A 20887-nucleotide genomic window follows, 5' to 3' on the forward strand; every position below is an offset into this window, starting at 1 on the left:
CGTTTTTCAGCCGCATTCCCGATCAGTGTAGGTGGCATTGACCGTCACTGGCTGCCCAATAAAACTATTTCGCCACTACTGCACCCGCGTGTTGTCGGGTGCCGCGATTGCGTGTTGATGTTGCGGTTCCTCGGCGTCGACAGTCAGCGGTGTGAGCAACGGCTGCTGGCGGTCGGTTTCTGCCTGCAGGAACTCGATGATCGACTGTGCCGAGCGCTCGTCCAGGCGCAGGTTGGGCATCGGGATCTTGTCGAAACGCTCGAACAACGCCGTGGCTATCGGGTCTTTCTCGGCCAGCATGCGGTCAGGCTCGCGAATCCAGCGGCTCAGCCAGGCCGGATCGCGCTGGCGGGTCACGCCAACCAGATCCGGACCGATGCTGCGCATGCCGATGCCCTGCCCGTCCATCGGACCGAGGCTGTGGCACGACGCGCAACGGGTGCGAAACAATTCTTCGCCGTTACTCGGCGGGCGGATTTCGGGGGCATTGGCGTAGCTTTCGCCAATGCTCGGCTGTTTCCAGTTATGCAAGGTGTTGGCCAATTGGTCGGCCAGGATCCAGGGGTTCTCGAAGGGTGAAGCTTTCATCCAGCGACCGGTTTGCTGGTTGCCGACGATCAGGCTCAGGTTGTGGTCCTTGCTGCGGCCGTTGTCGACGCCTTCGATGAACAACCCGAGCTTTTGCCGCAACTCGGTGACGTCGGCGAATTCCCCGGTGAGAAACTGCCAGCCTGGCCCCACCTGAAAACGTTGCGCGTAGGCCTTGAGCACGGCGGGTGTATCGCTCAAGGGGTCGATGCTGATGGAGTAGAAGAAGATGTCCTTGCCGACCCGGTCGCCGAGCAGTTTCTGCACCTGGCGCAGGCGCGCGGTTTCCAGCGGGCAAGAGTCGCTGCACGAGGTGAAGATGAAATTGATCACCACCACCTTGCCCTTGATCAGGTCATCGAAAAAATGCACCTGCCGACCGTCCTGGTCGGTCAGCAGGGTATTGGGGAAATAGTCGCCACCCCAGGGGGTGGCTGATTCGGCAACAGCAGCAGAGGCAGGGGAAACCGGAGCGGGTGTCGACGGTACCGGATTGGCGACCAGCAGCCGGCTGGCCAGCAGGCCGGTGACCAATATCAGCACCAGGTGCATGCCCAGTGCTTGCGCACGTGCGGTAGGCAATTTCATGTCGACACCCTCGCGGTTCATGGTTTGACCGTCACTTTTGGACCGAAGCCGTCGCCAGTGCGGAAGGTTGGCAGCGCGGCGGAGTTCACGTAGCGCACTCCGTCCCAACTGGGCAGCGGCGTCGGCATCAACTGAAATTGCCCCGGCTTCTCAAGGTCCCAACGCAGCAGCATGGAGTTGTCCTCGTGCTGGGTGTTGTGACAGTGCTCCATGTAGGTCCCGGCGAACTCACGGAAGTTGATCGCCATCTCGACGTTGTCCAGCCCATCCTTTTCCGAGCCGATGCGATACACGTCCTTGCGCGCCCATTTTTCCCATTCCGGTGGCGCCTTGCCGCCGCGGCTGAGGATGATCCCCTCCTCGAAGTGCACATGCACCGGGTGGCTCCAGCCCGTACCGCCGGCCTTGATGTTCCACACTTCCAGGGTGCCGTAGCCCGCGACCCCGGCGTCGGTCGGACCGCTGGCCAACTGGGTCGAGGCGTTCAGGCGCCGAGGGTCCATGTGGTAACCGAAGCCGCCATCGGTCTTGACCGTCCAGGGTGCTTCATCGGTGCCGTCGGAGCGACCGAAGGTGAAGGTGCGATGGCGGGCCTTGGCCAGCAGCGCCTTGTCGGCGGCGTTGTCACGATGGATCTTCAACGGGATCATCACCAGGCCTTCAGCCTTGCCCGGTTTGGCCGGTTCGTAGGCTGCCGGGTCCATGGCCAGGTCCTGGCCGGTGTACGGCTTGACGTTGAGTTGCAACACCTTGCCCACCGCCGGGTCACCCTTGTCCCACATCGGCCCTTTGCTGGTTTGCTTGATCACCGCCTTGTAGTTTTCCGAGAGCACGTCCGCCAGCGACACCGGTTCTTTCGGACCCTTGCCATCGTCATGCACCAGCAGGTTGACGAAGAACAGCTTGTCCCCGGGCTTGATGCCGTTCTTCGCGAAGTTGACGATGATGTCGAAGCGCTCGGCGATGCCCTGGGTTGGCAGGATCGCGTTGTGGTTCTGTTTGTCGCCGTCGGCATCCAGGTCCATGCTGCCGTCGAATGGCACGCTGTGTTCCATGATATTGCCGTCGTTGGCAATCATGTGGAACGGCACGCGGGCATAGGACACACCCGAACCCTTGGGCCCCTGGAACTCGCCGCTGGTGCCTTTGATTTCACGCACCAGCGCCAGTTTGAAGTAGCGCGATACCGAGCCGTTGAGCATACGGAAGCGATAGCTGCGGGCGCGCACGTCCAGGGTCGGTTTCCACTGCCAGTTGACCAGCACCTGGTCACCGAGGAAGCCGTCGGTGTTGAAGGGGTTGAACCACAGCTGGCCATTGGCGTCCCAGGCCTTGTCGGCGAACACCAGGTTCACGTCATAGTCGCGGTTGCCCCAGGGCAAGGCGCTGCCGCTGGGAAAACGCAGATTGACACCGTCGTTCACCGATTCATTGCCACGGTCCAGGGCGCTGTAGTAGTTCATCATCGCCGCGTTGCCCTTGTAGACGTTCTGCGCGGTGAAATCGAGCATGTGGTCGTGGAACCAGTGGGTGCTCATGGTTTCGCGCCAGTCGCCGCGGATCTTGATCGTGCCGTTCTCGCACGTCTTGCGGCCCGGGCTCATGTCATTGGTCCACAGGGTTTCGCCCGGCGAGCAAGGGAACGCCGCGCGCGGGTCATGGGCGTCGGTGTTGATGCTGTCGTAACCGGCCAACTGGATCGGCCAGCGATAGTCGTAGTACTGCCCGGGGAAGAAAAACGCGTTGGCATAACCGTCGCTTTCCGCTGGCGCGTGGCCGTTGTGTTCGTGGGTACTGATGGTGTGCAGGCCAAAGCCCATGTTGGCCGACGGATCGATCGGCAAGCCGTTGTAGTGGCGCATCAGTAGCGGTTGGCCATAGCGCACCATCAGCAGTTTGGGCGGCAGCGTGCCGTCGAAGGTCCAGACCGAGTTGTGGTTCTGCACCGGCATGTTGGGGTGAAAGCGCGGATCGACGCCCTTGGCCGTACCGTCCGTGGCCGGTACGCCGGCGACGTTGTGGTACAGGCCACCTGGGCCGAACTCGCCCACCGCGTAGCCGTGCATCTGCCGGGCGTCACGCAAGCCACCGTTGATCCGAGCGCCGGTCTGCACGGTCTTGTAGGCGTTTTGCGGATAGAACTCGTTCCAGCGCTGATGGGACCAGCCTTTTCCTGGCGGACGACCTTCAGCGGATGAGCCAATACGACGGTTGAGGAAGTATTCGATCTGCGCTTGCCACGGGTTGCGATCCACCACGTTGGCGTACTGGCTCGGGAACGGGGTCAGCCCCGGTTGGCGCAGGAAGGCATCGAGCGCCGGTCCCGGTGGTGCGCTGCGGGCCGCGCTGTTGGGATCTTGCGCCGGTAACGGGCCGATGGCCGCCGCGGGAAACGGCAAGGGGGCCGCCGGTGTGGTGGGGTCGAGTTTTTCCGGGCCGAATTCTTCGAACAGCAACAGTTGCTGGGTGAACGGCTGGGCGTTGAACAGCGGGCTCGGCTTACCGTTGGTGGGGTAGTTGAAACTGGTCTGCAGCGTTGGCGGCAGGACGTTTTCCACCCGCTCGGTATCGCGTGTGCCCTTGACCCCGTCGGGCAGATCAAAAGAGTCCTGGTTGGCTTCCGGCATGGTCAGGATGGCGTTCAGCGCCCCTGCCCGGTCTTCCGGCTCATCGTAATAGGCAGAGGGATCCGTCGGTTCCGGCTGTCGCTCATCGTCTATGGGGCTGGCACGCAAGGTCCCTGTGCTGAGTGTCATCGTCAAGGCGACGCTCAATGGCGTCAACAGACCAAACCATTTGAAGGGGTACCGCGCTTTTGTGTCCATCACCAGCCGCCTCGTATATGAAAAGGGGGTGATGGCGGTTTTGCAAAGAGTCGGCCAAATTTGTAACTGTTTTATACAAAGGTATTAACACTCAGCAAAACAATGGCTTATCAACATCAATATGCCATGACCAAAATAAACGACTGGGGAATGGCACCCGCTACCGGGGAAAGTTCCCACCCAATTTCAGGGAACCCGTTTAAAAGTCAGGCTGACGTGGGTGCCCTCGCCCTCACGGCTTTCAAGGGCCACCGCCCCGCCAAAGCGCTCCATGATGCGCTTGACCAACACCAGCCCGACACCGAGCCCGCCGCGCTTGGTGGTGAAAAAGGGCCGGAACGCCATCAGGCGTTGCTCCTCGGTCATGCCTTTGCCCGTATCGCTGACCACCACGCGAACACGCTGGGCATCGAGGGGCGCCAGGGTGATGGCCAAGGTACCGCCTTCGTCCATGGCTTCCAGCGCATTGGCCAGCAAACTGTTGAGGATTTGCGTCAGCTGCACCTGCTGGCTCAGCACCATGGGCGTGCCTATGGGTTCGAACAGCACATTGACCCGGCCCTTGATAATCTGCTGCTCGAAAGCCATCAGGCTGTCGTGCAACGCCGCCACCAGGTTGACCGGCTCGACGTCGTCATTGAGCGGACGCAGCGATAACAACAACTCCCGTACCCATTTCGACATGCGATCGACCTGGCCGATGATGTCGTTGATGTTCTTGTGCGCCGGGCCACTGTCGAACTCCAGTGCCAGTTCGGCGCTTGAGCGAATGGTGGCCAGGGGGTTACGCAAGCTGTGGGCAACGGCCGACGACATCTCGCCCAGGGCCACGAAGGTTTCGTTGACGATCAGTTGCTTCTGTTGCGTGGCCAGCAGGATCGCCGCCCGCCGCACGATCCAGTACAACCCCAGGTAAATCAGGCCGCCGCCCAGGGCCGTGGCCATCCATATCAGCACCAGTCCACGCTCCATCCGGCTAATCAGGTCCTTGGGTTCCTTGTAGATCTCGACCATCGCCGTGACGTTCTTGCCGTCGGCATCGAACAGCGGAATGTAGTTTTCAATGAAGATGTATTCCGGCGGCGTGACGAATTTCTGTTCCATGCGGGCCTTGTCGACATCGTGATAACTGGCCGACACGGGCGTCTTCAAGGCAAAGGCCTGGTCGAGGTCTTCGTCGGCGTGAATCGTAGTGCCCATCAGGGCCGGGTTGGTCGACCAGATGATCATGCGGTCAGGGGCATAGATATTGGCCAGGATCACATCCGGCAAATGTTCGATGTGGTCGAGGAATTCGCCCCGGGCGTTGGCGCGGGCCATCGGGTCGACGTCTGGAAAGTCGCGGTCCTTGCGCGGGTCGAGCAGCTCGCCCATGGTCCGCACATTGGGGATCGACACATGGCGCACCTCGGCCGAGGCAATCGCCTGGATGAATTGCGACGTCAACAGGGCATCGCGCTGCACGCTTTCGGTAATCACGAACTTGGTCGACACCGAACCCAACGCCACCGCCACCGTGCCGATCACCGCCATGCTGATGAGCGAAAACCAGCGCAGCAGATTGAACGGCTGTTTGCGCGAGCTCAAGCGAACTTCACCCTGGTCGGACGCCAGTGTCTTTGCAAGCGTGGTCATGGATAGTGTTCCCGCGAAACCCCTATAGGTTTATAGCGCACCGCTAGCAGTTTGCCCGACCTTGGGGCCATTCCTTCCCCAATTCCCCACTCCCCCCGCTACCCCGATCTACCCCCAATGCTGGGGAAAGAGGCCCGCACGATCATTCACCGTTCGATCGACGAGCGCAGCGCAAACGCCTGTGTACCGGGGCCCTGGCCGACATTTTCATGGGTTGGCATGGGAGTTGCCGAACAGCTCACAACTGACCCATATCCCAAGGGGCAGGTACTCTGATAGAGGGAATACTCATGCACCCTTTACTGTCCAAAACCGCGATCGCCCTGATCGTGAGTGCTCTGGCCCAAGGCGCTGCCCAGGCCGCCTTGTTTGCTGTAGATCCCGGTCCCTATTTGCCAGCCAATGGCTCCTTCGCCTCCTGGTATCAGGACAGCCATGGTCGTACGCTCGATTTGTGCCTGTCCAAGGCTGTCAGTTCGCGGGTCCCCAGCGCGCCAGGGGCTCCCACCTACATGTGCAACTTGCTGCCGGCTCCGGGGATTTTCGACGATAACCAACCGGTCGTTTTCCCAACCAACTTCCCCGATGAGGCGTTCTGGTTCACCGGCGACGGCTCAATCGTCGATGCTGCACGCGGCGTCGACCTGACGTACGTGAGTGCCGTCGAAGCCGCCTTCAGCGGTGGCGATCCCGTCGAAGGCGACCAGATCAGCTTCGCGCGCATCCGTATTCGCGTCGACGTGCCGACCGCTGGCACCTACGTCATCACTCACCCCTACGGGGTGGATGTGTTCAACGTCGACACCCCCGGTCGCCGTGCGATCAACATGACCCGGGACATCGGTATTGGCGCCGCGAAAACCTACGATGGCGCGCTCAAAGGCGACATCGGGCCATTCCTGCGCAGCGTCAACGGTCCCTACACCGAGACCAATCCGGTCACCGGTCAAGCCGAGCAATTCGTGGGTGATCCGAACCTGTCGGAAGCCTTCACCGGTAGCCCGTTCAACACCAACTACATTCGCATCGAAGGGCCTAACGGACTGGACTTGCGCACGACGGTGATGGCCATTTCCGGCAAGTTGTCGACGGTCGTGCGGCCGACCCCGCTGATCACCGAGCGCAGCACTTATTCGCGTAAAGCGGGTGAAAGTGCACCGGTGGCCCAACAGGACGTGTTCGTCATGGCCCCGCCACCGCCGGCCACCGTGACCCTGGACAGCAACACTCCCGTGTTGAACCTGACCGAAGCCGACACGACCGGTCACTGGTACGCACAATCCGCCACCAACCCGACGTTGCCAAGCAACTTGCAGGTGACCGCCGACAACCACCTGGCCATCCCCAGCAGCACACCGACCACCTTGTCCATGCCACTGACCGACCTGGTCACGATCTCCCGCGCCGAGTACAGCCTCAATAGCGGGCAAATCACGGTGGTGGCGTCGACCAGCGATGAAACATCGCCACCGGTACTCACCGTCACCTCCGGCACCGGGGTCGCCATCGGCACCCTCAGTGGCGATGGCGCCGTGAAATCCCTGGCGACCGGCATCTCGCCGATTCCACCGGCCAAGGTCCGCGTGACGTCATCCAATGGCGGCACCGACACCGAAGAAGTGGTCATCGTGCAATGAACGCTCTCATGCCCAGATCCGCATCAGGAGGCATCATGAACAAGTGGCCACGCTTCGCGCTCAACGCGCTCGGGCTGACTCTTTCGCTGTCCGGCAGTGCGTTCGCGCAACTCGCTGCCGTCGACCCCGGCCCCTACACCTTTGCCACGGGGAAATTCCCCATGTGGTACCAGGACAATAATCAGCTGTCGATGGAACTGTGCCAGTCCCGCGCCGCAAGCTCCCGGGTACCGGTCAGCGTGCCACCGGCCTACATGTGCACCCTGCTGCCGACGCCGGGCGTGTTCGACGACGCCCTGCCCATGGTGTTCCCGGATAACTGGCCAGACGAAGCGTTCTGGTTCCTCGCCGAGACCACCATCCCTAACAACGCCGCAGGCTACGGGATGGACGCCTACGTCGCAGGCATAGAAGCGGCATTCGCCGGCGGCAATCCACTGGATGGCGATCAAATCAGTTTTGCGCGGATCCGCATGCGGATCAACGTACCTGTCGCCGGCACCTACACCATCACCCATCCATACGGTGTTGAAACGGTCAACGTCACCACGCCCGGTCGTCGCGCCATCAACATCACCCGGGACATCGGCGTCGGTGCGCCGGGGGTTTTCAGCGGCGCATTGAGTGGTGCCGTCGGGCCATTCCTGCGTAGCGTCAACGGTCCCTACACCGAAGTGAACCCGGACACCGGGGCCATTGAAACCTTCGTCGGCGACCCGAACCTCACCGAGCCGGTCACCGGCAGCCCCAACAACACCAACTTCGTGCGCATCCAGGGCCCGGCCGGGACCATCGAGACCAATCTCTTTACCGTGGCCGGCAAAGTCCTCGACAACCGTGCGCAAACAGCGGTGGAGCTCGACCGCGCCACCTATCGCCGCACCTCCTCGGGTACCGGCAACAGCACTCGGGTCGAAATCTTCGGCAAAGCGGCCAACAGCTCTACGTTGTGCTTCCGGGAAACCGTCGCACTGGTACCCGGCCCACCTCCGACGCCCTGCCTGACCAACCTGACGGGTGACGGGACCGGCCTGTTCTTTGGCCACCGTCTGTTCAACGGCCCCGTGCCACCGGTGGTGGTGCTTACCGCCACCGACCCGACCGGCACCACCCGCCCTACTGCCGTATCAAGCAAGCTCACTGATGTGGTGAAAGTCCAGACCGCGCGCTACAGCTGGAGCAATCACAGCCTGTTGATCGAAGCCACCTCGTCTGACGAAGTGGTGGTACCGGACATGGTCGCCCAGGGCTACGGACGGTTAACCAAATCCGGCACCCTGCAACACTTGACCGTCTCTGACCTGATGCAGCCGCCGGCCACTGTCACGATCAAATCCGCCGCTGGCGGCAGTGACACCGAACCCGTGGTGGTCGTGGGAACGGCACCAGACACCGGAGAGAATCAGGCTCCCATCTCCAACGCTGACACCGGCAGTACCAGCTTCGGCGTGCCGATCACCCTCAACCCGCTGGCCAACGACACCGATCCGGACGGCAACACACCGCTGACCATCACCGCGCTCACCCAACCACCCACCGGTCAAGGCACCGTGGCGCTGAACGGCACCACCGCCGTGGTCTACACCCCACCGGCCGTGGTGAACGTACCGCTGACCACGACCTTCACCTACAAGGCGCAAGACGCTAAAGGCCTGGCCTCGACCGCTGCGGCGACCGTGACCATCACCGTGGCGCCTAACCAGCCGCCAACGGCTGTCGCTGACGCTGCCGCGACCCTGGGTGTGTCGATACCGATCAACGTGCTGGCCAACGACACCGATCCGGAAGGCAACGTTCCGCTCGCAGTCGCCAGCTTCACTCAACCTCCGACCGGTCGCGGCAGCGTCACCAGTAACGGTACGGTCCTGACCTACAACCCACCGGCCTCGGTGCCCACGGCCTTCACCACGACCTTCAACTACTTCGCCCGGGACAGCTTCGGTGCTGTATCGGCGACGCCGGCCACGGTCACGGTGCAAGTCTCGCCACGGCCTGCTGCGGAAACCTTCGCGGTCACGACAGCCACGGTGACGGCCCGTTCCAACAACCGCTTCAACTGGGACTTCGCGGGGACCTCCTCGGTGACCACCGGCAACACCATCACCGTCCAGGTGACCACGCCAACCGGCCTGGTAACCCTGGGTAGCACGACAGTGCCGTTGACCGGACGCTGGAGGCTGACCGTCAGCAACTCGACCACGGTGATTCCGTCGGCCAACCCGACCGCCACCATCACCTCGTCCCAAGGCACCGTGCGCACGGTGCAGGTGATCTCGAACTGAGTCCGCGCCCCATCGACTCGCTGAGTTGATGGGGCAGGCCTCCAGCCAAAGGAGCATGCCATGAAAACGTCGACCGCCGCCCTGCTCTGCCTGCTTCTGCTCTGCAGCAGCGCGGGCGCGCGCGCCGACGACTTGATGGAAAACGACGACATTGCACCCGGCGTCGACCTCGGCGAGCTGCCACCCCCGGTGGGCCAGCAAGCCCTGATCGACCAGAACGGCCAGGCCAACGTCGCGCTGTTGCAACAGAACGGCCAGTCGCTGCTCGGCCAGATCGTGCAGTCGGGCAGCAATCAGGAAGCCTACATCCTGCAACAAGGCAGCGACCTGATGGCCTTGATCAACCAGCAAGGTTCCGGCAATGCCGCGTCCATCACCCAAACCGGCAGCCACAACCGCGCGCAGATATCCCAGAACGGCAATAACAACGACGCCAGCATTGTCCAGGCCGGCACGGGGCAGCAAAGCGCTGTGACCCAAGCAGGAAATGGAATGAGCGTATCGGTCACTCAATATCGCTAAAGCACTGCACCACTTGGAGGTTTCATCATGTTCAAATTGACGCCCCTCACCGCCGCCATCCTGGTCATCGTCAGTGCTCAAGCATTGGCCGACGACAGCGTGTCGAACCAGAACCAGTTCGGTGACACCAACATCGCCAACGTGAAACAGACGGCGGCACCGCTAAGCACCGCCACCCAGAACCAGTACGGCGCCGGCAACGACGTAGCCTCCGTACAGGACAACGCCACCAGCACCATCGAGCAGAACCAGAGCGGCAACTACAACGCCGGCTACGCCGAGCAACTGTTCGAAAACAACAGCAGCATCATCCAGAACCAGAGCGGTGATACCAACATCAGCCATGCCAGCCAGTCGATCGGGGCCGGCGGTGGGCAGATCCTGCAACAACAGGAAGGCACCGGTAACTTCTCGTTCATCTACCAGGACAGCCAGGAAAACAGCACCGGCAAAACCTACCAGTACGGCGACAGCAACGAGGCCAACATCGAACAGATCCAGGTGGGCACGGCCAACAACGCGGTGATCATCCAGTACGGCACCGCCAACTACGCCACCGCCGAACAGATCAACCACATGAACGGCCAGATCGACATCAACCAGTCCGGAGGCACCAACTATGCCTACGGTGACCAGCGCAACGGCGAAGGCGGCAACCTGACCATCAACCAGTATGGCGACGGCAACGGCAGCGAAGTCTGGCAGGACACCCAGGTCGCCAGTAAAACCACCATCGACCAGAACGGCCAAACCAACGAAGCCATCGTCGACCAGAGCTTCGGCGACCACAACGTTGCCCAGGTGATTCAGGTCGGTGATCTCAACGCGATCTATGCCGACCAGTTCGAGTCCATGGGCTCGACCGTGACCCTCAATCAACAGGGTATCGGCAACATCCACTTCACCTACCAGACCGGCACCGACCATGTGCTCAACGCCACGTCCACGGGTAACGACAACAAGGTCTACGCCAGCAACTGGAAAGGCCCGGCCACGCAAATGGGCGGTCAGTTCGGCACCAACCAACGCGCCACCGTCAACCAGAACGGCAACGGCAACGTCGCCAACTTCACCCAGAAAAACGCCGGCCACATCATGACCACCAACCAGACCGGCTACGGCAACAAAACCACGGTCACCCAGGCCGATTCCTACAACGAGCTGTACTTCGACCAGAACGGTACCGACAACATCCTCATCGCCGACCAGCGCGGCACCAACAACCTGGCCCAGGGCAGCAGCACCGGCACCCACAACACCACCGACGTCAATCAGGAAGGCAGCGGCAACCAGGCGTTCACCACGCAGCTGTATGGCGAAGACAACATGATCACCATCAAGCAGGCGGACACCATGAACGTGGCCTATGTAACCCAGGGCGGGACTGGCAACATTGCCAGTGTTGATCAGAGTGGCATGACCCAGACGGCCAATGTGCAGCAGTTTGGTTCGGCTAACAGTGCGACTGTGTTGCAAAAGTAAGCGCACGGGGGTGAGGAACCGCGGCCCTTGAGGGAGGGTCGCGGTTTGTTATGGGACAACTCCATGACCGTTCAGGCCATCGTGGGGTATCAATAACGTCTCAACGAGGACAGAATTCGCTCGGAATGATGAAAATTAACATCATAGAGGTAACCCCCTTCAATCCGAGTCGTGCGCAGATCGAGATCATCTATTACACTTTCTCTAACCCTCTTAACATGCCTACTTAGAGACTCATTTCCCATGATTGACGGGTCCAACATTTTGAATGCAGCACTACCAACCCCCTTGACGGGCGGGCGAAATCGAAATCCACCTGAAACAGGCAAGCAATTATAGTCATTCAAACTGGGGTAAATCTTTCTGTTAGCTTTCTGCTCAGCCCTGATGAATACTTGTAAATTGCTTTTTGAAGCTTCTACAGAGTACTCATTGAGGCGCTTTGAAACCAAAGCCAAATTATCCATATCCTTCTGACCAAGAAACTTCGCAATCTCGTTAAACACGTCAGAATTGATACCTTCAAGCGAATTTAACGCTGGATCATTTCTTGGCACAGGTTTCGCCACCCACCTGACTAATTTTCTAATTCCTTTTAGAACCCCGTCTAAAACATGCCCGGTCGGATCCACAAAATTCACAGGATCTCCAAAACAATACGCATAAGAATTCAGCCCACCCTTCCCAAATGGACTCCAGCTATCAGGCCTATTGAATCGCATTAACACGGGATTAAATGCCCTATAGCCATTGCCTAATAAATAATGTCCAGTCACCGACTCTGGTCGTTCGCCATTGAAACCCAGCAAGCTGAGGCGTCTGTTCACAGCGTGGCGGTGACCGTAGGGTAAGTAGGTGATGTAATCTCGTTGCTGATTAGCCTTGAGCGTGTGGAGTATCGAGCGTTGTAGATCGGTGGCGAGCAACGTGGTGTCGAGCACATCGTCCTGGCGCTGTTGTTGGGCCAACACCAGGTCGTCGTGCTGAATAAAGGAGTGGTGCAATGTCCCTTGAATCTCGGTGGCCAAGCGACTTTTGCAGTAAAAGCGTTGCCGCGGGGTCACTTGTGGTTCGGTATGGCTGATCAGAAGATCCAGAGAATCGTATCGATAGTGGCAGAGCGGAATTTGCTGAGGCAAAAGCATGGGAGCTCCGAGCTTTCATGGTCCAAGCTTGAGTATCCATGATGACGCCAGGGTTGTGACCTAGCAGAATTGATAGCTGTACTTTGAGAACGGGGACTGAAACGCAGACAGATTTATTTTCGCTGAAAAAGTCAGACCGAAAAAACCGGGCAAAAAATTTATCCGAATATAAATCCATCCTCCTTCTGGAAATTATCGAGATCTCAGTAGCATTGAAAGGTGATGCGCATGAAGAGAATTGAGTTTCTGCACTTTTGCCAAGCCATCTGGAAGACCTGCCTTGTTGACCTTGTCGGCAGCGCTCTGCCTGGCCCGGCTACTAAGCTGCTTTAGGGTTGCCGACCCTCCGATCTCTGGATGAAGTTTTTTAAATGCAGCACTACCGACACCCCGTAAAGGTGCCACCGAATCTGTCGATATTCGGCCAGATTCTAAAGTGACCTGCCTCATTTCATTTCGAGACGAACTCAGCGCGCTGTGAAGCGGTTTTCCGCTTGCTTCATGTGACGCCAGGTAAATTTTCAAGTTGCTCATTCCGGCCGCTGTTGAATGTTCCTGTAGCTGCCGTGAAGTCTGAGCAAGATTATCCATGTCAGACCGACTTAAATATTGTGATATTTCTTGAAATGTATCAAAAGCAATGCCCTCAAGCGAATTTTTCTCGGGAACATTTCTCACTACAGGTGTCGTTACGAACCCGAAAAAATTTTTAACGCTTTCTACAAGACCCAATCGAACGTGCCCCGTGGGGTCGGAAAAATTCACAGGCTCTCCCAAACAATATGCATACGAATTCAGCCCACCCTTCCCAAATGGACTCAAATTGTCGGGGCTATTAAATCGCATTAAAACCGGGTTAAACGCTCGATAACCATTACCCAATAAGTAATGTCCCGTCATCTGTTCTGGTCGCTCGCCGTTGAAGCCCAGCAAGCTGAGCGGTCCATTGACCGGCTTGCGGTGACCATAGGGTGAATAGACGGTGGGTTGTCGTGGGTGATTGGCCTTGAGCGAATGGAGTACCGAGCGCTGAACATCGGTGGCCAGCAACGTAGTGTCGAACGCCTCATCCTGACGCTGATGTTGTGCCAACAGCAGGTCGTTGTGCTGGACAATAGAGTGCTGCAGTGCCCCTTGAATTTCGGTGACCAGGCGACTTTTGCAGTAAAAGCGTTGAAGCGGGGACGCTTGGGATTGGGTGTATCTGATCAGGCGATCAAGAGAGTCGTAGCGATAGAGGCCAAGCAGATTTTGCTGGGGGAAGGTCATTGGGTGCTCCGAGCTATTAAGATCCGGACGCTTGAGTATCTGTGATGACGCCAAGGTTGTGACCTGGCAGAACTGATAGTTGCAAAGCCCCGGTGAACCTATACGGGAGTGAGCCTGTTCGCGAAGAACGATAACGCGGTCAGCCCTGCGGAACGATGTTATCCAGCGCGCGATTTACCGCCAGGTCAGCCAGCATGGTCCCGTGTTGGATGCCCAGCAACATGCCGTTAATGACTGGTCGGCTACAAGGCCGCCATTGCTGTTGCATCGGCTTGTCCTTGTAGGAGCGAGCATGCTCGCGATGGTCGCCAACGATGACGCGGGGCACCTGGCAGCCCGCGGTGCTCTGTGGTTCATCGCGAGCATGCTCGCTCCTACAGGGGATCGGGTACAGCCGTTACAGTGGATCGGTTCACTCATCCTCCCCCTCACCCTCCGGCACCACCCTGTTCTGCGTCAGGTAGCGATCCAGGGTCTCATTCTGCGCAGGCTGGGAATTGTCCCCCGCCACCTGCCACAAATGTCGCTCGATCCCCTGCGCCAGCATATGCCCCACCGCCGCCTCGATCGCCGACAACACGCACAACTGCGCCGGTTCGTTGGTGGTGTAGCCCACCTCGGCTTCGAGCAATTTCTTGAACTCGATGAACTTGAACACCCCGGCGCTGCGGGCCACGGAGTAGATGGTCTTGCTGGTCATGACGTTGGACAGCACCTGCCCGCTGCGCACGTCCACCGCCCGCAGGTTCACCGTGACTTGGTCGACGCGATACTCCCGGGAAATGTCGATGCCCAGGTAGCGCGCGCCTTCGCCGCCGCTGCGAACGTTGGTGTCGTAGGCGATGATCCCGCCTTCGAGCATCATGTTCGCCGCTTGCAGCGGTGGCAGCTCACCCTGGATGTTCACCGGGGTATTAGGCTTCTTTTGCGAGGCGCGGATGATCTTGCGTTCGGTCAACAGGTTCTGCAGCCCTTCACGCTCGAGCACCACGAACCAGCCGCTGGCCTGCAAGGCGTCCATCAGCATGCTCGCCGCGCCCTGGGTGACGCTGGTGGAAAACGAGCTGGCCGGGGTCGGCTTGTATTGCCCGGTCTGGTCGCGGAAGCCGTAGACCACCGCCATCAACCGGCCCTTGGGTCGTGGCATGTTGATCAAGTCATAGTAGGTCGAGGCCCTTGGGGTCAGGGTCGGGGTTTTGGAGTCTTGCTCGGCCGGCATCGGCTCGCGCAAACTGCACCCTTGTAATGCCGCCAACATCAGCCCTAGCGCTATTATTTTTTTCATGTCCTTAACTCCCCATTGTCCCGATTCCCCTCAAGGGGCCAGGCCATTCACCTGGATTTCCGAAACTTCGCCCGTGGCCCGGTCGGTCACGTTGATCGTCAGCGCACCGGAGTCATCGACCACGTCGACGATGAAAGCGTCCGTGGACAGGCTCCCCGTGTTGCCGGTAGAGATGTTGTCCAGCAGTTGCCCCAGCAAGCGCGATTGCAACTGGGCGCTGAAGCGCTCCAGGGCCGAGGTTCCGGCCGCCGAGGTACGATCCTTCAAGTCGGGATCGTCGTAGTCGTTCTGCGCCTGGGCGTTGTTGAGCAGCCAGGTTCCGTTCAACGGGTTGCCGCCAAACGAAGGGTTGACGGGCGTGTACACCAGTTCCGTGCCCTGGACCATGGCGCAAGCACCCAGGCCGAGCATGCATCCACCGGCGCGCTGCAAAAACGTTTTCGCTTTCATAGTTCGTCCCTCTCAAGGTCCGTGGTGTCCTGCAACAAGGTTTCCAGCTTGCGCTGGACAATCTGCCCGCGTACCCAGTCGGCGGCGGCATAGGCCTCGTCCTTGAGCTCCACGGTGTTCGGCGGCAGGAAGCGCCGGTAAACCAGGCGTTGTTGAAATTCCACGGTCACCAGGCTGCCCCAGCGAGCCGAAGGTCGTTCGCGTACCACCAGGTTGAAATCCATCGGGCTGGTGGCGCGCAGGCGTTCACTGAACGAGTAGTAAAATTCGTGGCCGATGTGCGAGATCGTGTCGTCGACGATGAAACCGAGCATCTCGTCCTCTTCAGCGGCCCAGGTCACACAGGTGCTCAACAGCAGGATCATTGCCAGGCAGAAGCGCTTCATGGCTGCAATCCCTCCGGCACTGCGGACTGGCCTTTGGCAGGGCCCGAGGTGCCATCGAGGAAGGCTTTTTCGGCCACGAACTGCCAGTCCTTGTAGCTGGCCATGCCGGCGAAGTCCGACCACTGGCTGGGGAAGTCCGCCTGCTTGAGCGGCTTGTCGGTGGACGGGCTGCTGATGCCGGTGATGCGTCCGTCGAAGCCGCGCATCAGGAACCATTCACCGCCGCCGATCGGGTCCGGGTACAGCTGGCGAATATGGTGTTTGGCGTTGGGAAAACGTTCGTCCTGCAACAGGTCGGCGAGTTCCTTGGGGTACTGGGCCAGGCCTGGCGAACTGCGGTAATAGCTGCGCAGTGCCTGGGCGTACTGGGTGCCGACCCAAAGCAATTGGCGTTCGCGGTCGCGCCGCGAAGCGGTGGACCACAACTCGCCGGCACTGGCCAGGCCCATGCCCATCACCATGATCAAAAACAGCACACCCAGGTAGGTGAAGCCGCCTTGTGCCGCAGGCTTACCACTCGGAATAAAGGCTGCCATCACGCGCCCTCCCTGTGGCTCCACTCTTGATATCGGCGACACCGCCAGCCACGCCGTCAGGCGGTGCAACCAAGACCCAGGCGTCCTTGCGTTCGACAATCGGGTCCATCGGCGGGTTGCGCAGGTAGCGCTGTTCAACCAGTTGCTCGATGGAGTCGGGATAGCGCCCGGTGTCACCGTAGTAGTGATCCAGTGCTTCGCGCATCGCCGACAGGCTCTGGCGCAGGGTGGTCTCCTTGGAGGCCTCCAGGCTGTTGAAATAGCGCGGCAAGGCGATGGTCATCAGGGTGGCGATGATTGCCATGACCACCATCAGTTCCAGCAGGGTAAAACCCTTTTCCCGACGCATATGCTCACCACTCCCGGTAGGCGATGCCGTTGAGACCCTTGCCGCGGGCCTTGGAGTAAACGTCAAAGACGTCCTCGCCCTCCCGCGGGTTTTGAGCCGTACTGTCGTAGGATCGCAGGCCCCAGCCACCTTCGTCGTCGCGCTTGACCGGTGCCAGCGGGTCATGGGGTACGCGGCGCAGGAAATAGAACTTGGCACCCTTGGCGCTGCGCACATCGCGCACCCCTTCCACCAACACCTGCAGGTTCGGCGGGTAGCCGCTGCTGTTGAGCGACTTCTCGATGTACCCGGCGTCGAAAGCACGCTTGTAGGCGTCGATGGCATCGCGGATCTGGTACAGCGCGGTACGCAGTTCCTGCTCTTTGCCCCGGCGCACCACGGTCTCGGTCAGCGGCGCGGCCATGCCGGCCAGCAGGCCGATCAACGACAGCGTCACCACGACTTCAATCAAGGTAAAACCGCGTTGCGAGGCGTTCATGATCAAGGCTTCCCAACAGTAACGGTGGTAGCGATCGGTGCGCTCATGCCGTTGGCCTTGACCTCTTCAACCTCGACCTTCGAGCGATCCGGCGCCTGGATGTGCATCCTGGTTTCGGTGCCCGTGGTGAATTCCATGTCCGACGGACTCTGGTACGGCAGGTTGCGCACGATCCGCGGGGTGATCGACAACACCAGCTCGGATTTGCTCACGTCGTCCTTGTTGCTGCCAAACAGGCGCCCCAGGCCAGGAATATCGCCAAGACCGGGAATCTTGTTGCCGGTGCTGCCATGGTCGTTGCGCATCAGGCCGGCGAGAATCTGCGTTTCGCCGTCATGCAGGCGCAGTGTGGTCTGCGCGTTGCGGGTATCGACCTGGACCGGAATCGTGCCCTGGCGGGTCGGTTCCAGTGGCGTGGCGTTGCTGACTTCCAGGGCCACCTTGATCGCCACTTCGTTGTTCAAGTGCACAGTGGGCTGCACTTCCAGTTTCAGACCGACGTCCAGGTAAGTCACGCTTTCGGTGATCACCGGTCCCTGGGTCGACGGCACCGACGTGGCGCTGATGATCGGCACACGCTGGCCGATGTGAATGCGCGCCTGTTCGCGGTTGCTGACGCGGATCACCGGGCTGGCGAGGGTATTGATGTCCTTGTCCTGGGCATTGATCTTGGCCTGTGGCGAGGGCTGGATGGTGATCCGGCTGGAATTGATGCCCTTGAGCTGATCGAGCAGGGTCACCGCCGAACCGTCGCTGTTGACCACGCCGAAGGTGTTCGGCCATTGCAGGCCCAGGTCGAGAATCCGCTGGGTGGCGACCTCCATCACTTCCACTTCCAGCACCACTTCGGGGTTGGACTGATCCTGCGATTGCAGGAGCTTCTCGGCCATGCGCACGGCATCGCCGGTGTCGCGCATGGTCAGGGTGTTGAGGCGTTCGTCGACGAACACGTCGCGGGTCTTGAGCATGGTCTTGACCATGTTCAGCGCGGTATTGGCATCGATACTGGTCAGGTAGAAGGTGCGCATCACCAGCTCCTGGTAATCCTTGAGCTTCTGCGGCGAGTCCGGGTAGATCAGCAGGGTGTTTTCGTTCACCACTTTCTGGTGCAGCTGGTTCTGTTGCAGCAGCAGTTCCACGGCGTCTTCGATGCGCACGTCGCGCACGAAGATGGTGGCTTTCATGTCCGGGCGCAGGTCCTTGTCGAAGATGAAGTTCAGGCCGGCGACCTGGGACAGCACTTCGAAGATGGTCTTGAGATTGGCGTCGCGAAACTCCAGGGTTACCGGCTTGTCCAGCTTGGTGCGCAGTTGCGGATAGGCCACCACGTTGCGGCTCTGCACCAGGCGAATATTGCCTTGCAGTTCCAGGGCGCCTTCGTTGTTGGGGTCCAGTTCGAGAATCTGCCTGACCTGACGCTCCGCGCCGTAGATGTCGCCACGGCGCAGGTCGCCACGGGCCAGTTCGAGTTTTTCATCGAGGTTGCGCATGTGTTCGAGCTGACGCATGGCGTCCTGGGCGCGGCGGTTGTTCGGTTCGATGGTCAACACCCGGCTGTACCCCATGCGAGCGGACGCGAAATCACGCTGGGTGCGATCCATGTCGGCCTGGGTCAGCAGCGCCGTGATCGCACGGGCACGAGCGCTGTTGAGGGCAATGTGCAGCTCGGTGTCGCGAGGGTTTTCCCGCAGGCCCTCCTCGATCCGGGCCAGGCCGGCTTCGTACTGGCCCTGTTCGATCAGCTCAGAGGCTTCTTCCTTGGCCACCTGCGCCGAGCTGCAGGCGGCCAGCCCTGCACAGAGGCAGAGGCTCATCAGCAAACGGGACTTGTTCATTGCGCGCTCCCCACAGACAAGGTCTGGGACAAATGCAGAGGCAAATAGACCAGGCTCAGTTCCAGATCGGAAATGCCCTCGATCTTCCATGTTTCGTCAATCACATCCCCTTTACGCACGACGTAGATCTTTTCGCCGTTTTGCAAAAACACTTGCAGGTCGGTGCGATCGTCCATCCGGCCGATGAACTGGAACGGCATGGGCGGTGCAGTGGGGACCTGCACCACCGGTGCGACATTGACCGGTTGTTCGGTGACGCTGGCCAGCGTCGGTGCGGCCTTCCAGCTGCGCGCGGCGAACAGGTCGCCCGCCGGGCTCAGGTCCTTGATCGCCACGGGCGCAGCAGAGGCCTGCGCGGCTGGCAAGGCGCCGCGTTGCTTGCCTTTGACGGGCGTGGCCACCGCGGCCACTTCAACGTCACTGTCGTCAGCCTGTTTAAAGTATTCGGGCAACCAGGTCAGCGCCGCGGCCACGCCGAGGAACGCCACCCAACCCACTGCACGTTTGTTGTTCATCATGACCTCGACAGGTAAAGGGTCATGCGGATCCGCCCGTTCAGGTCGGTGTCGGCGATCTTCTTGCGCGAAAGCTCCAGGTCCTCCACCACCACCGCCGGCAACTGGCCGAGCAAGGCGTGCATGAAGCGCCGCAGTTGCGGGTAGCTGCCCCGCACCGGCAACAGGATCTGATAGCGCGCCAGGTGGGTCTTGGGATCGATGCCCAGCGAGTATTCGCCCCTGGACAGGGTGATGCGTTCCTGGGCGGCCAGCGCATAGATCTTGTCGATGGCGACGGTGGCCTGGGGCTGGGTCGGCAATTTGCTGCGGAAATCATCGAGCTGGCGTTGCGGCACGACCGGAGCTGCGATCGAGCCCTCCTCGACCTTGGCCAGGTATTCGCGGGCGGCCTGGGTCTGCTGGCTCAGGTGCTGCAGCGCCTGCCAGTCCGGCAACAAGCCGAACAGGCCGTAGGCCAGCGCCAGCACCAGCAGGGCCAGCCCCGCCAGGCCCGGCACGCCGAGGCTTTGCAGGTATTCGTGGACGATCAATCTAGGGATTTGCATCGCCAATCTCCCAGGTAGCCGACAAGTTGAATTGCACCGGGTGTTCCGGCACGTTGGCGACGATTTCGTGGCTGAGCAACGACACGTCGGAGAGCTCGTCGCAGGCTTCGAGGCGGCGGTGGAAGTCGAGCATGGCGTCCAGGTCGCGTGCCTCGGCGCTGATCCGCACCTGGCCCTTGCGGGCATCCGGGGTCAGGGTCAGCAAGGCAATGTTGTCCCGGGGCATGGCTTCCAGGGTGGCGAACAGGCGCTCCCAAGGGCGGCGCAACTGCTGCGAGACCTTGCGCATTTCGGCCAGGTTTTGCGCCTGTTCGCGGGTTTCGGCCGGGGTCAGATTGACCTTGGCGCCGGTGTCGCCGGTGAGTACGCGTTGCGTGGTTTGCAGATGACCTTGCTGTTGTTCGGCCTCCCCACTTACCTGTTGTTGGATGACGATGCAGGTCAGCGCCAGCACCACGCCACCGGCCAGCAGGCTCCAGCCCAGGGGACTGGAGCGGCGGCGCGGCTGAAAGTCGAGCATCAGGGGGCGCAT

19 protein-coding genes are annotated in these 20887 nt (G+C 60.4%); 4 read left to right on the forward strand and 15 right to left on the reverse strand.

Features of this window, described 5'->3' with window-relative positions; all coding sequences use genetic code 11:
- Positions 1 to 75: 75 nt before the first annotated feature.
- The 3 genes from CGA21_RS03375 to CGA21_RS03385 all read right to left on the reverse strand — a co-directional run bounded on the left by CGA21_RS03375 (position 76) and on the right by CGA21_RS03385 (position 5636).
- The gene (locus CGA21_RS03375) at positions 76 to 1176 is read right to left on the reverse strand and encodes an SCO family protein (RefSeq protein WP_223193983.1); all 1101 of its coding nucleotides are present in this window, start codon (positions 1174 to 1176) and stop codon (positions 76 to 78) included.
- A 17-nt stretch (positions 1177 to 1193) separates the two neighbouring features.
- Positions 1194 to 4001: a multicopper oxidase domain-containing protein gene (locus tag CGA21_RS03380; RefSeq protein ID WP_188263527.1), complete on the reverse strand. Its 2808-nt coding sequence runs from the start codon at positions 3999 to 4001 to the stop codon at positions 1194 to 1196.
- A gap of 186 nt (positions 4002 to 4187) precedes the next feature.
- Positions 4188 to 5636: a sensor histidine kinase gene (locus tag CGA21_RS03385; protein WP_188263528.1), complete on the reverse strand. Its 1449-nt coding sequence runs from the start codon at positions 5634 to 5636 to the stop codon at positions 4188 to 4190.
- 290 nt (positions 5637 to 5926) lie between these two features.
- Between CGA21_RS03385 and CGA21_RS03390 the strand changes: the two genes are divergently transcribed.
- The 4 genes from CGA21_RS03390 to CGA21_RS03405 are packed head-to-tail and all read left to right on the forward strand — an operon-like array spanning position 5927 to position 11559.
- Positions 5927 to 7273, forward strand: coding sequence for a hypothetical protein (locus CGA21_RS03390; RefSeq protein WP_179055304.1), 1347 nt, complete (start codon positions 5927 to 5929; stop codon positions 7271 to 7273).
- Between the two features lie 35 nt (positions 7274 to 7308).
- Positions 7309 to 9555 (forward strand): Ig-like domain-containing protein, encoded by a 2247-nt coding sequence (locus CGA21_RS03395; protein ID WP_188263529.1) that lies wholly within the window; start codon positions 7309 to 7311, stop codon positions 9553 to 9555.
- A 60-nt stretch (positions 9556 to 9615) separates the two neighbouring features.
- Entirely contained in the window at positions 9616 to 10077 is a 462-nt protein-coding gene (locus CGA21_RS03400; protein WP_110753110.1) for a curlin, read from the forward strand.
- Between the two features lie 27 nt (positions 10078 to 10104).
- Entirely contained in the window at positions 10105 to 11559 is a 1455-nt protein-coding gene (locus CGA21_RS03405; protein WP_188263530.1) for a curlin, read from the forward strand.
- 89 nt (positions 11560 to 11648) lie between these two features.
- Here CGA21_RS03405 and CGA21_RS03410 read toward each other — a convergent pair whose 3' ends face one another.
- From CGA21_RS03410 to CGA21_RS03465, 12 genes are all read right to left on the reverse strand, one after another.
- Positions 11649 to 12704, reverse strand: coding sequence for an RHS repeat-associated core domain-containing protein (locus CGA21_RS03410; protein ID WP_188263531.1), 1056 nt, complete (start codon positions 12702 to 12704; stop codon positions 11649 to 11651).
- A 192-nt stretch (positions 12705 to 12896) separates the two neighbouring features.
- A complete protein-coding gene (locus tag CGA21_RS03415; RefSeq protein WP_110753116.1) occupies positions 12897 to 13973 on the reverse strand; it encodes an RHS repeat-associated core domain-containing protein in 1077 nt (358 codons plus the stop codon).
- Between the two features lie 412 nt (positions 13974 to 14385).
- Complete coding sequence (locus CGA21_RS03420) at positions 14386 to 15258, reverse strand: CsgG/HfaB family protein (RefSeq protein WP_110753118.1); 873 nt, start codon at positions 15256 to 15258, stop codon at positions 14386 to 14388.
- Positions 15259 to 15288: 30 nt separating this feature from the next.
- Positions 15289 to 15708 (reverse strand): curli assembly protein CsgF, encoded by a 420-nt coding sequence (locus CGA21_RS03425; RefSeq protein ID WP_083348794.1) that lies wholly within the window; start codon positions 15706 to 15708, stop codon positions 15289 to 15291.
- Positions 15705 to 16094: a curli production assembly/transport protein CsgE gene (gene csgE, locus CGA21_RS03430; protein WP_083348793.1), complete on the reverse strand. Its 390-nt coding sequence runs from the start codon at positions 16092 to 16094 to the stop codon at positions 15705 to 15707. Before csgE ends, CGA21_RS03425 begins: the two co-directional genes overlap by 4 nt.
- Positions 16091 to 16630 carry a type II secretion system protein gene (locus CGA21_RS03435; RefSeq protein WP_188263532.1) on the reverse strand — a complete coding sequence of 180 codons (540 nt, stop codon included), beginning with the start codon at positions 16628 to 16630 and terminating at the stop codon, positions 16091 to 16093. Before CGA21_RS03435 ends, csgE begins: the two co-directional genes overlap by 4 nt.
- Positions 16605 to 16979 (reverse strand): type II secretion system protein, encoded by a 375-nt coding sequence (locus tag CGA21_RS03440; RefSeq protein WP_020796389.1) that lies wholly within the window; start codon positions 16977 to 16979, stop codon positions 16605 to 16607. The genes CGA21_RS03435 and CGA21_RS03440 overlap by 26 nt, the downstream gene beginning before the upstream one ends.
- A 4-nt stretch (positions 16980 to 16983) precedes the next feature.
- On the reverse strand, positions 16984 to 17457 hold the full coding sequence (locus tag CGA21_RS03445; RefSeq protein WP_188263533.1) for a type II secretion system protein: 474 nt from the start codon (positions 17455 to 17457) through the stop codon (positions 16984 to 16986).
- Positions 17458 to 17459: 2 nt separating this feature from the next.
- On the reverse strand, positions 17460 to 19292 hold the full coding sequence (locus CGA21_RS03450; protein ID WP_188263534.1) for a type II secretion system protein GspD: 1833 nt from the start codon (positions 19290 to 19292) through the stop codon (positions 17460 to 17462).
- Positions 19289 to 19807: a hypothetical protein gene (locus CGA21_RS03455; protein WP_110753123.1), complete on the reverse strand. Its 519-nt coding sequence runs from the start codon at positions 19805 to 19807 to the stop codon at positions 19289 to 19291. Before CGA21_RS03455 ends, CGA21_RS03450 begins: the two co-directional genes overlap by 4 nt.
- Positions 19807 to 20355 carry a GspMb/PilO family protein gene (locus tag CGA21_RS03460; protein ID WP_188263535.1) on the reverse strand — a complete coding sequence of 183 codons (549 nt, stop codon included), beginning with the start codon at positions 20353 to 20355 and terminating at the stop codon, positions 19807 to 19809. Before CGA21_RS03460 ends, CGA21_RS03455 begins: the two co-directional genes overlap by 1 nt.
- Positions 20342 to 20887 carry a pilus assembly protein gene (locus tag CGA21_RS03465; protein ID WP_110753125.1) on the reverse strand — a complete coding sequence of 182 codons (546 nt, stop codon included), beginning with the start codon at positions 20885 to 20887 and terminating at the stop codon, positions 20342 to 20344. Before CGA21_RS03465 ends, CGA21_RS03460 begins: the two co-directional genes overlap by 14 nt.

The organism is Pseudomonas sp. PSB11, from assembly GCF_014596605.1.
Lineage (GTDB): Bacteria > Pseudomonadota > Gammaproteobacteria > Pseudomonadales > Pseudomonadaceae > Aquipseudomonas > Aquipseudomonas umsongensis.